Genomic DNA, 14,718 nt, shown 5'->3' with positions numbered 1-14,718 from the left:
ATGGTTAAATTAGATGCGAAAATTCCCGAAGGGCCTTTAGCTCAAAAGTGGGACAATTATAAAGCTAATCAAAAACTTGTTAATCCGGCCAATAAAAGAAAGCTGGATATCATTGTTGTAGGAACCGGATTAGCCGGTGCTTCTGCTGCCGCTTCTTTCGGTGAAATGGGGTTTAATGTAAAAGTCTTTACTATTCAGGATTCTCCTCGTCGTGCGCACTCTATTGCTGCTCAAGGTGGTATTAATGCCGCCAAGAATTATCCTAACGACGGAGATTCTGTATATCGTCTTTTTTATGATACCGTAAAAGGAGGGGATTATCGGGCCAGAGAAGCTAATGTATATCGGTTGGCGCAGGTAAGTAATAGTATCATAGATCAATGTGTTGCGCAAGGCGTTCCATTTGCCAGGGAATATGGCGGATTGTTAGATAATAGGTCTTTTGGTGGTGCGCAGGTAAGTCGTACTTTTTATGCTAAAGGACAGACCGGGCAACAGCTGCTTTTAGGTGCCTATCAGGCTTTGATGCGTCAAGTGCATCAGGGTAGCGTTGAGTTGCATACCCGGACCGAGTTGGTAGAAATCGTTATTGTTGACGGCAAAGCCAGAGGTATTATTGCTCGTAACTTGGTTACCGGTAAGCTCGAAAGATATTTTGGGCATGCAGTAGTTTTGGCGACCGGAGGGTACGGAAATACTTTTTTCCTGTCGACCAATGCCATGGGATCGAATGGATCTGCTGCCTGGAGAGCCTATAAAAAAGGCGCTATGTTTGCCAACCCCTGTTTTGCCCAAATTCACCCAACATGTATCCCGGTTCATGGCAAGTTTCAAAGTAAACTTACATTGATGTCCGAATCCCTTCGGAACGATGGACGTATATGGGTGCCGAAGAAAAAAGAAGATGCAGAAGCTATCCGGGCTGGAAAATTAAGACCAGTAGATATTCCCGAAGAAGATCGTGATTATTATCTTGAGCGTCGTTATCCTGCATTTGGTAACCTGGTACCCCGAGATGTGGCTTCCAGGGCTGCCAAAGAACGTTGCGATGCCGGATATGGTGTAGGCGCTACTGGATTGGCTGTTTATCTTGATTTTAAATCTGCTATCGAACGACTTGGGCGAGATGCAATTGAGGCTCGTTATGGCAATTTGTTCCAGATGTATGAAAAAATTGTGGATGAAAATCCATATGAAACACCAATGATGATTTATCCCGCCATTCATTACACAATGGGTGGTCTTTGGGTTGATTATGAATTGCAAACCACTGTTCCCGGATTATTTGCTGCTGGTGAAGCTAACTTTTCCGACCATGGTGCCAATCGTTTAGGTGCATCCGCATTAATGCAAGGATTGGCAGACGGTTATTTTATTCTGCCATATACTATTCAAAATTATTTAGCGGATGATATTTCAACACCGCGAATGTCGACTAACGAAAAAGAATTTGAGGAAGCAGAAAAAGCAGCCAAAGAACGACTGGACAAAATTATGAGCATACAGGGAAAACGTTCGGTCGACAGCATTCATAAAGAATTGGGACTTGTTATGTGGGACTTTGTGGGAATGTCTCGCAACAAGGAAGGATTGCAGCAAGCTATTGAAAAAATTCGTAGCATCAAAAAAGAATTTTGGAGTAATGTGCGCATTCCCGGGTCTTCCGAAGGTATGAATGTTGAATTGGAAAAAGCCAGTAGACTAGCTGATTTTATTGAGATTGGCGAGTTAATGGCTATAGATGCGTTGCACCGTGAAGAATCGTGCGGAGGTCATTTCCGTGAAGAATATCAGACGGAAGATGGAGAGGCACTTCGTCAGGATGATAAGTTTTCTTATTCCGCCTGCTGGCTATACAAAGGTGAAGATCAGGACCCAGAATTGCACAAAGAAGAGTTGAAATTTGAAGTGGTAAAACCTGTTCAACGCAACTACAAATAACGGGGGTGTTAAATTAATTGGAGTATTTTGTCATGGAAAAAACGATTAATATTAAACTTAGAGTTTGGCGTCAAGCCGGTCCTAAAGCTAAAGGTCGGTTCGAAACGTATGAGCTCAAAAACATATCTACTGATAGCTCCTTTTTGGAGATGATGGACATTCTTAATGAACAATTAATTAGCGAAGGGAAAGAACCTGTTGCATTTGATCACGATTGTCGGGAGGGGATTTGTGGTATGTGTTCGCTTTATATAAATGGTCGCCCTCATGGACCCGACGACCGTGTTACCACCTGCCAGTTGCATATGCGTAAGTTCAAGGATGGAGAAACAATCACTGTAGAACCGTGGCGCTCTGCTGGTTTCCCAATAATTAAGGACCTTATTGTTGATCGCAGCGCTTTTGATAAAATTATTGCTGCTGGTGGGTATATTTCTGTTAGTACAGGTGGGGTTCCTGACGCTAATGCTATTCCTATTCCCAAGGAAGCAGCTGATGAAGCCATGGATGCTGCTTCTTGTATTGGTTGTGGAGCCTGTGTTGCTGCATGTAAAAATGGTTCTGCCATGTTATTTGTTTCAGCTAAGGTTAGCCATCTTGCCCTATTGCCCCAGGGACGCGTTGAGGCAGCTCGGCGGGCTCGGAATATGGTAGCCAAAATGGATGAATTGGGCTTTGGAAATTGCACCAATACTGGCGCTTGTGAAGTGGAGTGTCCTAAGGGAATTTCATTAGCCAATATTGCACGATTGAATCGTGAATTTCTTAAAGCTAAGCTTAAAGAATAATAGTTATTGAATTTGAAAATTATATAACCCCGGATCGTTTAAGACTCCGGGGTTTGTTTTTTGTATTGTTTATTATAAGATTATCTGTTTGTATTGTAATTGGTTAAACTTTTTGCTATATTCATGCCGCAGGAAAAGATGAAACCATGCCATACCGACGACTTCCCAATACAGATCAGGCTAGGTTAAGAGCTTTAAAGACTGCTCAAAGTAAAGGGGCGCAAATTAGTCCCTTAGAGTTGGCTTTTTCCCAAAAATTATTATTCGAGGTCAAGGTTTTTGTTCCACAATTTGAACAAGCTATCCGTCAATATCAATTTAGTAAAGAACGTCAATCAAAATTTGGGAAGTTGCTTTCGGAGCATTTCCGCATTGCCCGAATGTACCTTTCACATTTCCTTCAAGTTGTGAATATGGCTATCGCAAGGGGTGAATTAAAGCCTAATGTTAGAACTTTTTATGGGTTGAATGAAACCGATAAAAACCTTCCGGAAATTAATACCGAACAACAACTTATCCATTGGGGCGAAAAAGTAATTCAAGGAGAAGAGAAAAGAATGGGGCAAGGAGGATCAAGGGTTTTCAATCCGACTATAGCCATGGTGAAAGTGCATTTTGAAAAATTTTTAGAAAACTATAACATACACAAAGATCTGGTTAAAACCTCCCAAAAAATGCAGAAGAAAGTGGCTGCCGAAAGAGAAATTGCCGATTCTCTTATTGTCAAGATATGGAACGAAGTTGAGGCATTTTTTGGGGATTTGGAACCGGATCAAAAGAGAGAAAAAGCTTCTGAATATGGGGTAGTATATATCTATAGACCTTCTGAAATAACAAAGAAGAATAATTAACTGGCTCTGTAAAAACTTTTGGCAAGCGTCAGAGTATTGGTCTATGTTTTGCTTTATTAAAATCGTTTGTGTTTTATCCAAAACCAAAAGAATTTTGGTGTAATTGTTAGATGAGCTAGTAATGTGGATATCAACCCATAATTTTTTACCATAATTTGAAAACGCTCTTTCAAGCCCGGAATAATGTTCTTTTTAGTTATTCCGCCATCACGAAAAAGAGATAAAATTAGATGAGTATTTTGGACTTTTGAGGCATTTTTTAGTGCATATAGGCACCAGTCAAAGTCAGAAGAAAATTTATATCTTAAATCGTATTTTTTCACTACTTTCCGTGAAGCAATAAATGATTGATGGCTAACAAGCATTCCCTTTCGGAAGTCTTTCCATTTCAGTGCAGAGGGAGGTGAGAGGCGTCGTCTACCTATTTTCTTTCCATTCTCATCAATAATCATGGTATCTCCATAATAAATATCGGCGTATGAGTTGCCGGTGAAGACCCTTTCAAGAATATCGGGGGATGCGGGAGCATCCCCGGCATTAATAAACCAAACAAAATCGCCCGTTGACATTTCTAATCCTTTGTTCATGGCATCATACAAGCCGGCATCCGGACCACTCACCCATTTTGATATATGCCTTTCGTACCGTTTTATGATGTCGACTGTACCATCGGTGCTACCTCCATCAATTATAATATATTCTTTATTGGGATATGTAAGAGCCAATACTGCCTGGATAGTATATTCAATTGATGTGGCTGCGTTATATACTACCGTTATTATGGATATGCTGGGTTTATGCATCAAAGACTATTTTTAATTTCATAATGATGAACAGTACGTTTTGTTTTTCGTATTCAAAAAGAATAAGTTTATTGCCTTGCGCATTAATGGAATGACCGATAAATTTCATTGTATTTCCGGGCAATAATATGAGGGGCAAAATTATTTTTTGCAAATTTTCGGGCATTGGTACTTAGTTGTTCATGGTTTTTTAAGACATACAGAATGCCTTCACTTAATTTATCCCATTGTCCTGATTGAGCTAAATAGCCGTTATTTTTATGGTGAATCATTTCGGGGACACCTCCTATATTAAAAGCAACAACGGGTGTCCCACAAGCCAGAGATTCCACAACCGTATTAGGTAAATTATCTTGTAAGGATGACAAAATAAATAGATCCGATGCCTGGTATAGTTGAGCCATTTTTACTTCGTCCTTTACAAGGCCTAAATCATGAATGGGAAATGCTAACTTTTCCTGAAATATATTAGTGTTTTTCCCGAAGGTAATTAATTCTATCTCTTTTAATAGTTTCGGATGTTGAGTTGCTAAATTTTTTAGTGCTTTAATTAAATATTGAGTTCCTTTTCTCGGATCAAAAATGTTGGCTGCCCCTAATAATAAAAGATTTTTGTCGCGGGGAAGCCCAAGCCGTCGTCTTACTTCATCTTTGGGTGCAGGACAATAGAGATTTAAATCTATTGGGTTAAATATTTGATAAAAGGGTGGATTGAGTAGTTTGGTAAGAGAATTTTTTTCTGCTTCATTTTTTATCCATTGACTACAGCCCACAAAAGCTATTGTTCCTTTAGAATAAATGTCTTCTTTTCTTTTATTTTGGATAGCAGATAAATCATTTTTTCCTGGCTTTTTAAGTAAAGGACAATGGCCACAGCCCGAAGTGAAGTTATCACAATTTCCCGGATAATGGCATCCGCCGGTAACCGGCCATAAATCATGTAAAGTCCAGACAATAGGTTTTCCTAATGTTGTTAGCTTTTGTAAACCTGGCAGGGAAATGAAGCCTTGATTTATCCAATGAATATGTAAAATATCGGCATTTTTTACCAAAGGATGCTTGTGAAGATTAAATCCAAAACGGGCGGGAGAAAAAGTAAATCGATTTTGTCGGTCTTTCTCATATCTGGTAAACCACAATATTTCACTAATAAACTTCAGATTCTGAAAAATCTGGCCTTTTATACTCTTGAATATGGGAGTAATATACTGCGAATCGCTTTGTTTTTGTAAAACGAGCATGTGGGCATCAATGCCATAGGCTCGTTGTGCTTGAAGTAATCTTACTGCTGCCAGAGCAGCACCTCCTGTGGAATCAAATTTATTTATATGCAGTACTTTCACACAGATGAGTTTTAATAAATGAATTTCTGTTCATGGCACCGGATCATATCCGCTACCACCCCATGGGTTACATGATAAAATGCGTTTTATGGCTAACCATAATCCTTTAATCGGACCATGTTTCTTCAAGGCTTGAATAGAATAAGTTGAACAGGTAGGCGTATATCGGCAGGAAGGACCAATCATTGGGGAAATGGTCCATTGATATATTTTGATAGGAATTATTAATAAGAAAACCATAGTTTTTTTCAATGCCTTAATCACGGCTCTGAATAGTGTCATTTTTTTTCATTTCATCTGTTAGTTTAATCAAGGCTTTTTTCATTCCTTTTTCAATAGTATGGTAGTCGAGTATGCTGTCCCCAATGTAAATGAATGCAATAGCCATTTGAAGTGATTTGCTTTGGGCACATTCGTGCAATTGATGTTTGTTTAGCCGGAAGGCTTCTCTCATGCGTCGTTTCAATAAATTACGTTTTACGGCCCTTTTAAAACGACGTTTTGATACTGAAAACATTACCTGAGCCGGGACATCTTCAGGAAGTTCTGTGAACAAAAATTGTACCTTTAAAGGAAAAGCCAGAAAAGAATTGCCTTTTCCAAATAATTGGTCAATTATTTTTCGGCGACAGAGCTTTTCTGACTTTCCGAACGTGAATCCTGATTGATGCATATTGGTAACTGGTTCAATAATTCACAGCCTTTCATGACATAAAAATATGCATTAAGGTTAAGAACAAAGTGCCTGCTTTTATATGAATATTGTAAAGCAAGAAAAGGCCCCTAATCAACAAGTTTGAATGGGTTGCGATCGGCGGGCTTTTTCGCTAATCATTGATATTAACCCCCCAATTATGAAGATATACGAGGTCCTTTTTGTCGATGAATATTCTTTTCAGAATAAGATTAACTGTAATGCAATAATTCCCGCCGTTAATTGGCAGGAATTATTGCTACTTTTTGTTGTATTTTTTAATGTACATTTCCAGCGCAGCAGTCATTGATGGTGCTTGAGGCATTGGCGCCTGAATGTCCAGTCGCAGGCCTGCTTCCTTAACCGCTTTTGCGGTGGCTGGTCCAAAGGAAGCAATTAGCGTGTCATTTTGTTTGAAGTTCGGGAAATTCTGCAATAATGATTTAATACCGGAAGGACTAAAAAATACCAGCACATCATAATCGATCTCTTTCAAATCACTCAAATCACTACTTACTGTTCTATACAAGATAGCCTTGGTAAATTTCACCTTGGCTTTTGTCAGCAGGTCCGGAATTTCCTGTTTATGGATATCAGAGAGAGGTACCAAAAATTTTTCTTGTTTGTGTTTTTTGATTACCTCCACCAAATCAGGAAATTTACCGGTTGAGTGAAAAATTTTCCGCTTTCTATACACAATGTATTTCTGAAGATAAAAAGCAGTGGCCTCAGAAATACAAAAATACTTCATATCATCAGGAACCGTCACGCGCGTTTCTTCACAAATCCTGAAAAAGTGGTCTATTGCCGTACGGCTTGTAAAGATCACTGCCGTGTGTTCAAGAATATTAATTTTTTGTTGTCGGAATTCTTTTGCAGAAACCCCTTCAATTTGGATAAATGGTCTGAAATCAATTTTAACGTTGTTTTTTTCAGACAATTCAAAGTAAGGGGATTTTGGCGTTGACGGTTTAGGCTGTGAAACCAGAATTTTTTTGATCTTCAATTTACTTAAGTTTTAGTTCAACAAAACCAGAAACCATTCCAGTAATCAGGTCAATGAATAAGTACCTTGTACAGTATGGATAAGGGTAATATTTCTAAGCCACAAAGGTACAAAATAATGTAATAAACTGAAAGCGCATCTCTTAAATTTGCTCCAATTCCTCTGACTATTTGAATGAAATACATCAAAACAAAAGCAGCCAATCCAATTTTTAAAACGATTGGGCTGGCTTCGGGGTTTAAAAACGGGAAAAGCACTACTAGAGGCATAAGTATAACGCCATAAGCCTTGTTCATTACGGATGCTTGAAATAAATAGTTGGTGGTTTGTTTCTCAATTCGGAATACCCATCCTATAAATTTGTAAACAATAGTTTTTGAAAAAGAAATAGCCATTAAAAATGCGGCAATTAATAACCATAAATTCCATCCCGTCCAATGAAAATAGGAATGGTTTTTAAAAACCATATACTCATATAAAAACAAAGAAAAATTACCATAAAACAATACATTAAGAAAAAAGGATGCCACTTTTTCTTTACTGCTTGATGAAGTCTGCAATTTGGTGGCAATAGTGGAAAATGTAACAGCCTGGAAAATTTTGGTTAAATATGCTTGCCATTTTAAACGAATAAAACCGGTAATGGCTACAAATAGTATGAGGGCTGAGATGAACCAAGGCTCGGTTACCAGATTGTGGTGCGATGGATGAGTAATTGGTTCTTTTTGTTTACTGAGCGAACTTTGCGTGGCTCCACGCTCAGTTCTTTGAAGGAATGATGTACTGTCAGTTAAATTTAATTTGTTGTAAGGCTTGTTAGAATGTTTAACGCTATCTTTTAAGGTTGTATTAGTTCTTGAAGAATAGTTATAGGGTATAAAACATACCGAATCATTGGATGCGGAGGCCCATAGAGTTTGCCTGAATCCTGAGGATATCCAGTTGTGTATTAATACCGCGTCCAATGTATCTGGTCCTTCAATATTTGAATAAGGCAACTCACCACTATTGTCAGTGGATGCTAATGAAAGCTTTTGTTCATTGGCTTTTCTCTCAAAATGAATTTGTTGCCGTTGCTGAAACGAAGAGTCGTCAGGTATCTCTAATAGCTTTATTGTTGGTTTTTGTAATTTAAGCTCAATTTTTTCAGGCACAATCACAGCCGGGTGCATTTTCTTTTGTGCAGCACTATCTTGATTCTTAGTCGTAACTAAATATTTTTCAACTAAGTGGCTTTGGCTGTTCATAACCCTCGAAATTGAAGTACAAAATTAAAACTTTTATTAAAGTGCGGCAAAATTGATTGCATCCTTTCCCCATAGGGTGGCACTTTGAAGTGCCTTAATAATATCCGTTGGTTCATCTACTATTGTCCACATTTGATTGTGAATGGGACGCATAAATTTTTCTTGTGTCATTTTTTGAAAAAGTGTTAACAAACCATCATAGAAACCATCAGTGTTGAGAATTATGGCCGGATAAGAATATTTTCCCAGCTTTTTAAGTGATAATACCTCAAAAAGCTCCTCCATAGTTCCGATGCCACCGGGAAGCACTAAAATACCCGAACTTTTTTGAACCATTAACTCTTTTCGTTGATGCATGGTTTCTACAAGTATCATGTCTTTAACATCTTTGTGCTGCCATTCGACCTCGACCATAAAACGTGGTATGATGCCGGTTATGGTTCCATTATGTTTCAAGGCTTCATTGGCTACAGCGCCCATAAGGCCTTGACCTCCGCCGCCATAGATTATTCCGTAACCCGATTTCACGAGAACTTCAGTGGCTTTTCGGGACGCATCAAAATATTTTTTTGGTACCTGAGGGCTCGAGGCACAAAAAACAGCTATGTTCTGTTGGGATTTCATTCGTATTAAACTTACTTCAATTACAGGTTATTTGTTTCACTCTCGATCTATTTTCTTTTTTTATTCCATGGTATAAAATATTCAATAATGTAAGAAAAGCCCAGGTTAATATTTTTATCACCACTTCCATAACCTGGAATAGAAAAGGGGATGAGTGCTTTTGAATTATCCTGAAATACTTTTACCCGGATATTTAATGTCCATCCCATATATAAATTTTTCATTATTTCGGTACGTGGACCTGCGATGAGTTCCAACCAATGAGTTTGGAGGAAATAATTTGTCATCGAAGCTTGGTAGTCGCCCCAATAATCATTTTTTATTAAGAAGCTCTGGCTACCATGTTCTTGTAAAGCAAATCCATAACTTAGGCCTATGAAAATGTTGTCATTGTTGCCCGGTTCATCAACATTAAAAAAATCATATAAAAGACCTGCCTTAAGAAATGAGCCATTGCTCTGATATTGATAATTTCTTTCTTCTGCATGCCTATCCGAAAAGGTTAAATTCTCAAATCCTGCTTCCCCTCTAAAAAACCAGTTTGAGGATAAATTGATGTGTGTAACCATTGAAAAGGCCGATTTATCTTTGTCAAATAAATAACCGATAGGCCCTTCCAAATTTAATCCTAAAGTAATTCCTTGAGGGTTTGAATCTCGGGATAACAGATTCTTGCTTTCCTTATTTTGACTGTTTACAGTAGATTGGATAAGCAAAAAACTAATAAATATAGAGCTGAATATTTTCGGTAGTTTCGCCATATTTGATTTTTGGATAAATAATAGAGACAGAGTCTATAAAGGTCTTGGTGTGGATAACGGTATCCAAGTCAAAGGAAAAGATGTAGCCACATTCTCTGGAGATAAAATCGAGCTCTCTTTTTGCCACTAAACGCAGGGTATCTTTAAGGGTTTTAGCTGAAATGACAAAAACCGTGGTGTCGGTATGAAAATTTAGAGGTAAAAACAATTCGGAAACCGATTCATTATTGTAAACACTATCTTCTTGGCCTAAACCGATTACGGTAACTTCTGTTAATGTTGTGTCGACATCGGTATCCCACCATGCTGATAGCAATTGTGCCTGAACAGAGTGCTGATTGGAAAGACAAGCCTCATCGTCACTGCACGCAATAGCTGTTAAGAGCAAGATGGAAATTAAAAATGTATATTTTACTAAATTCATAATTATTTAGATTGTAATGCACAAAGGTAGAAAATTAAGTGGTTTTTTAAGTGGTCGTTTTTGAGTGTTCATTTTTGTACACCTATATGTTCATTTGCGGGCGATTGTATAAACTGACCAGGGTCAAGCCGTTGTTTCTAACATTAATATAATCAGGGTTTTGTTGTGTTTGGTCTCCGATTTGTTAGGGGCTATTATGTTTCAAACTAATATTTTATTTTTTATCGCTGAAAAATATTATAACCCTTAATGCAAAAAAAATGCACTATCCGAAAAATTTATCACTACCTCCCCCGAAAGTTGAATGAACAATCATGAATAACAAGATTTGTTACAACAAGAAGTTTTACAAATTTATAGGTCACGCGAATTTTATATTTATATTCAAATGAACTTTAAAATTTCATTCGTATATAATTTATTTAACTCATTGGCCGAATGGAACTCGCATGGCTTAATAAAATTTATACATGTCCTTTTGTGGCAAAAGTCGCCATGCTCGTTTCATCCGTATAAAATTTACTTAAATCATTGGTCGGATGGAACTCGCATGACAAAGAGTTTTATTCATTCTCTTTTGTGAAAATCTCTCATTGTCATGCTCGTTTCAATCGGCTAATTATTTTTCCAGTTGGAATTTAATTGTCTATAAGACCTTAACTGTTAAAAATGACTAATATGAAAAGAACAAAAAGAAGTTATTTGATTTTACTAACACTGCTGTTGTCAGGAAGCCTTGCCTTCGCCCAACAACAGAAAATTGAATTTACAGAGTTTGATCTTACTAATGGATTACATGTTATTCTTCACGAAGACCACTCTACACCGATAGTATCTGTAAGTGTAATGTATCATGTGGGCTCAAAGAATGAACAACCCAATCGAACCGGTTTTGCACATTTCTTTGAGCATTTAATGTTCGAAGGCACAAAAAATATTCCTAGAGGCGAATATGCCAAATATGTAGAAAAAGCAGGAGGAACTCTAAATGCGAATACTTCTGCCGACCGAACTTATTACTACGAAGTACTTCCTTCCAATCAGTTGGAGATGGGATTATGGCTTGAATCTGAGCGTATGCTTCATGCGAAAGTGGATAGCATAGGTATTGCCACACAGAAAAAAGTGGTGATAGAGGAGAAAAAGCAAAGTTATGACAACCGTCCTTATGGCTCGCTTCTTATAGAAGTTATGAAAAGAGCTTTTAAAGTTCACCCCTATCGTTGGACAACTATTGGTGACCCCGATCATATTAGAGCAGCCAAAGATGAGGAGTTTCAACATTTTTATAATCAATTTTACGTTCCCAATAATGCTGTGCTGGTTATTGCCGGAGATATTCAGCCGGAAACGACACGTCAGTTGGTTGAAAAATATTTTGGAGATATTCCTGCCGGAAAAGAAGAAATTTACAGACCTAACGTTGTTGAGCCCCCACTGAATGGAGAAATAAGAGATACCATTTTTGACAATATTCAGGTTCCCCTTGTTTTGCATGCTTATCGAACACCTGCTATGGGAACCGATGATTATTATGCTATTGATATGCTGAGCACGCTTCTGTCGGATGGTCATAGTTCCAGATTATATAAAGCGTTGGTCGATAATCAACAAATTGCAATGCAAGTGGGCTCTTTCCCGCTTCCATACAAAGATCCCAGTGTAAGCATCGTTTTGGCTTTACCTAATATGGGTAAAGACATTGCTGAACTTGAGGAAGCTATGATTAATGAAATAGACAAAGTGAAAACCCAGCTTATTGACGAACGTGAATTTCAAAAGCTACGCAATAAGTTTGAAAATGATTTTATAAACAGCAATAGCCGTATCGCTAGAAGAGCTAACAATTTGGCAAGATATTATACCTATTTCGGGAATACAAACTTAATCAATACAGAGCTTGATAAATATATGGCTGTAACGCGTGAAGATATTAAGGGTGTGGCCAATAAATATTTTACCAAAGATAATCGTGTGGTGCTTTATTATTTGCCAAAAAAATAATTCAAATACTTTCTTAACCTTGGATTGTGTCAAATAAAAAACAATGAAAATTATGAAACGATATTTCTCTTTAATTCTATTATTAACATTAATGATTTCGGGAGTCAGTGCCCAAATCGATCGTTCAGTTCCTCCCAAACCCGGACCTGCACCTGAAGTACAAATAGGAGATTATAAAACTTTTAAGTTGCCCAATGGCCTCACTGTGATTGTGGTTGAAAACCATAAAGTTCCTGTAGTTTCTTATTCGCTTACCCTGAATGTTACATTGCCCCGTGAAGGGGATGCTGCCGGTTATGTTCAGTTGGCCGGTGAATTACTGCGTGCCGGAACAACTAACCGAACAAAAGCAGAAATTGACGAGGCTGTTGATTTCATTGGTGCCTATTTAGAAACTTATTCTAAAGGTATTTATGGGCGTTCGTTGACTAAACATAGTGATGAACTCTTATCCGTGATGTCGGATGTATTGTTGAATCCGACGTTTCCGCAAGAAGAGCTGGATAAATTAGTGACTCAATATAAAACCTCTATTCAAGCTAATAAACAAGAACCGCGGGCCATTGCCGAAAATGTGGCAGGGGTCTTGGTTTATGGGAAAGAAGACCCTTATGCTGAGATTATGACCGAAGAAACACTGGACAATGTCACTGTTGATCTTTGTCGGAATTATTATGAATCGTACTTCCGTCCCGGGAAAGCTTATTTGGTTATTGTAGGGGATATATCTGTTAAGGAAGCTAAAAAACAGGCCAAACAATATTTTGGAAAATGGAAAGATGCGCCCGTGCCTCAAAATTTATTCCCTTATCCGAATTGTTATAATGAGCCCAAAGTTGTTGTTGCCAATAAAGAAGGTGCTGAGCAATCAGTGGTAATGGTCACTCATGAAGTTATGCTCACACCCGGACATCCTGATGCCATTAAAGCTCGTGTGATGAATGCCATTTTGGGCGGAGGGTCATTTAATGCCCGCTTGTTTCAGAACTTGCGTGAAGATAAGGCTTTTACTTACGGTGCTTATTCTCAACTTGAAACTGATGAGCGTGTTGGGCGTTTTTCCGCTTCTGCAGAAGTGCGTACATCTGTTACTGACAGTGCCATTACCGAAATTCTTAAAGAAATGGAACGCATGCGCACCGAATTGGTTACCGATGAAGAATTACAACTGGTCAAAAATGTAATTGCAGGGGATTTTGGCCGGTCGCTGGAAGACCCGCAAACAGTGGCTCGTTTTGCACTTAACATTGAACGATACAATCTTCCTAAGGATTATTATGAAACTTTTTTGCAAAAAGTAGAAAAAGTGACCAAGGAAGATGTGCGCGAAATGGCTATGAAATATCTTAAGCCCGACCGAGCTGTTATTTTGGCCGTAGGTGATGTCTCTGCCATTAAAAGTAAAATGAAAAAATTTAGTCCTTCTAATACTGTGGAAGAGTATGACTACTATGGTAACCTGGTAGAAACGAAAGCTGTAAGTGCCGATGTAACGCCATCCCAGATTCTTTCTGCTTACATTGATGCCATCGGTGGTAAGCAGGCACTGGATAAAGTGAATGATTTGAAAATGATGATGGGCATGGAAATGCAGGGTATGCCTATTGAAATTAATTATTATCAAAAGAAACCCAATAAAATGTGTCAGGAAACACTGATGAATGGCAATGTGATTTCAATGCAGGTTTTTGATGGTGAAAAAGGGAAGATGAAGACACCTATGGGCGAACAAATGGTTGAAGGGAAAGCTCTGGAGTACATGAAAGAAAGTGCACATATTTTCCCTGAGCTAAGTTATCTTCAGGGTGATGGCAATCTTGAAGTTGAAGGGGTAGAATCTTTTAACGGTATTGATGTTTATAAGGTAGTTGTTACTAAATCATCCGGCTTGAAAACCAGTTTGTTTTTTGGTGTAGATGATGGATTGAAACATAAGGAAGTTATGCAAACCCCGCAAGGAACCGTTTCTACAATTTATATGGGATATGAAAATGTTGATGGAATTCTTTTCCCTTCATCCATGAAACAAACCGTTGGCCCGCAGATGTTTGATATAGAGATTAAATCGATTGAGGTAAATTCAGGTATCGACGATAGCCGGTTTGAGGTGAAGTAATGAATAAATCCTTATTCTAATAAATACCCGACGGCATGTTTTGTGCTTCGGGTATTTTTTTTAAAAAAAGTTTGCGTTGAAAAGAATTTTATCTATTTGACTGACCGGTCAGTCAA

At 38.1% G+C, this 14,718-nt stretch carries 14 protein-coding genes; 5 read left to right on the top strand and 9 right to left on the bottom strand.

What is annotated here, in order from left to right:
- The 3 genes from BM130_RS13010 to BM130_RS13000 all read left to right on the top strand — a co-directional run bounded on the left by BM130_RS13010 (nucleotide 1) and on the right by BM130_RS13000 (nucleotide 3,580).
- The gene (locus BM130_RS13010) at nucleotides 1–1,941 is read left to right on the top strand and encodes a fumarate reductase/succinate dehydrogenase flavoprotein subunit (RefSeq protein ID WP_010528763.1); all 1,941 of its coding nucleotides are present in this window, start codon (nucleotides 1–3) and stop codon (nucleotides 1,939–1,941) included.
- 32 nt (nucleotides 1,942–1,973) lie between these two features.
- Nucleotides 1,974–2,729 carry a succinate dehydrogenase/fumarate reductase iron-sulfur subunit gene (locus BM130_RS13005; RefSeq protein WP_010528762.1) on the top strand — a complete coding sequence of 252 codons (756 nt, stop codon included), beginning with the start codon at nucleotides 1,974–1,976 and terminating at the stop codon, nucleotides 2,727–2,729.
- Nucleotides 2,730–2,875: 146 nt separating this feature from the next.
- Entirely contained in the window at nucleotides 2,876–3,580 is a 705-nt protein-coding gene (locus BM130_RS13000; RefSeq protein WP_010528761.1) for a hypothetical protein, read from the top strand.
- A 56-nt stretch (nucleotides 3,581–3,636) separates the two neighbouring features.
- Here the strand turns inward: BM130_RS13000 and BM130_RS12995 are convergent, their stop codons facing one another.
- The 9 genes from BM130_RS12995 to BM130_RS12955 form a co-directional block, all read right to left on the bottom strand.
- Entirely contained in the window at nucleotides 3,637–4,383 is a 747-nt protein-coding gene (locus BM130_RS12995) for a glycosyltransferase family 2 protein (RefSeq protein ID WP_010528760.1), read from the bottom strand.
- An 83-nt stretch (nucleotides 4,384–4,466) separates the two neighbouring features.
- Nucleotides 4,467–5,726, bottom strand: coding sequence for a glycosyltransferase family 4 protein (locus tag BM130_RS12990; protein WP_010528759.1), 1,260 nt, complete (start codon nucleotides 5,724–5,726; stop codon nucleotides 4,467–4,469).
- Between the two features lie 30 nt (nucleotides 5,727–5,756).
- The gene (gene yidD, locus BM130_RS12985; protein WP_010528758.1) at nucleotides 5,757–5,966 is read right to left on the bottom strand and encodes a membrane protein insertion efficiency factor YidD; all 210 of its coding nucleotides are present in this window, start codon (nucleotides 5,964–5,966) and stop codon (nucleotides 5,757–5,759) included.
- Between the two features lie 16 nt (nucleotides 5,967–5,982).
- On the bottom strand, nucleotides 5,983–6,399 hold the full coding sequence (gene rnpA, locus BM130_RS12980) for a ribonuclease P protein component (RefSeq protein WP_010528757.1): 417 nt from the start codon (nucleotides 6,397–6,399) through the stop codon (nucleotides 5,983–5,985).
- A gap of 280 nt (nucleotides 6,400–6,679) precedes the next feature.
- A complete protein-coding gene (locus BM130_RS12975; protein WP_010528756.1) occupies nucleotides 6,680–7,426 on the bottom strand; it encodes a uroporphyrinogen-III synthase in 747 nt (248 codons plus the stop codon).
- 50 nt (nucleotides 7,427–7,476) lie between these two features.
- Complete coding sequence (locus BM130_RS12970) at nucleotides 7,477–8,673, bottom strand: DUF4271 domain-containing protein (RefSeq protein ID WP_081474958.1); 1,197 nt, start codon at nucleotides 8,671–8,673, stop codon at nucleotides 7,477–7,479.
- Nucleotides 8,674–8,709: 36 nt separating this feature from the next.
- Nucleotides 8,710–9,297, bottom strand: a complete 588-nt coding sequence (locus BM130_RS12965) for an LOG family protein (protein WP_010528754.1) — start codon at nucleotides 9,295–9,297, stop codon at nucleotides 8,710–8,712.
- 47 nt (nucleotides 9,298–9,344) lie between these two features.
- Nucleotides 9,345–10,058, bottom strand: coding sequence for a DUF6048 family protein (locus tag BM130_RS12960; RefSeq protein ID WP_010528753.1), 714 nt, complete (start codon nucleotides 10,056–10,058; stop codon nucleotides 9,345–9,347).
- The gene (locus BM130_RS12955; RefSeq protein WP_010528752.1) at nucleotides 10,018–10,482 is read right to left on the bottom strand and encodes a DUF6452 family protein; all 465 of its coding nucleotides are present in this window, start codon (nucleotides 10,480–10,482) and stop codon (nucleotides 10,018–10,020) included. Before BM130_RS12955 ends, BM130_RS12960 begins: the two co-directional genes overlap by 41 nt.
- Before the next feature lie 678 nt (nucleotides 10,483–11,160).
- Between BM130_RS12955 and BM130_RS12950 the strand changes: the two genes are divergently transcribed.
- Both BM130_RS12950 and BM130_RS12945 read left to right on the top strand, forming a co-directional pair.
- Nucleotides 11,161–12,486, top strand: coding sequence for a M16 family metallopeptidase (locus BM130_RS12950; protein WP_010528751.1), 1,326 nt, complete (start codon nucleotides 11,161–11,163; stop codon nucleotides 12,484–12,486).
- 52 nt (nucleotides 12,487–12,538) lie between these two features.
- Entirely contained in the window at nucleotides 12,539–14,602 is a 2,064-nt protein-coding gene (locus tag BM130_RS12945; protein ID WP_029626733.1) for a M16 family metallopeptidase, read from the top strand.
- Nucleotides 14,603–14,718 lie beyond the last annotated feature (116 nt).

Source organism: Thermophagus xiamenensis (assembly GCF_900112795.1).
Lineage (GTDB): Bacteria > Bacteroidota > Bacteroidia > Bacteroidales > Marinilabiliaceae > Thermophagus > Thermophagus xiamenensis.
This window is presented reverse-complemented; position numbering and strand designations above follow the sequence as displayed.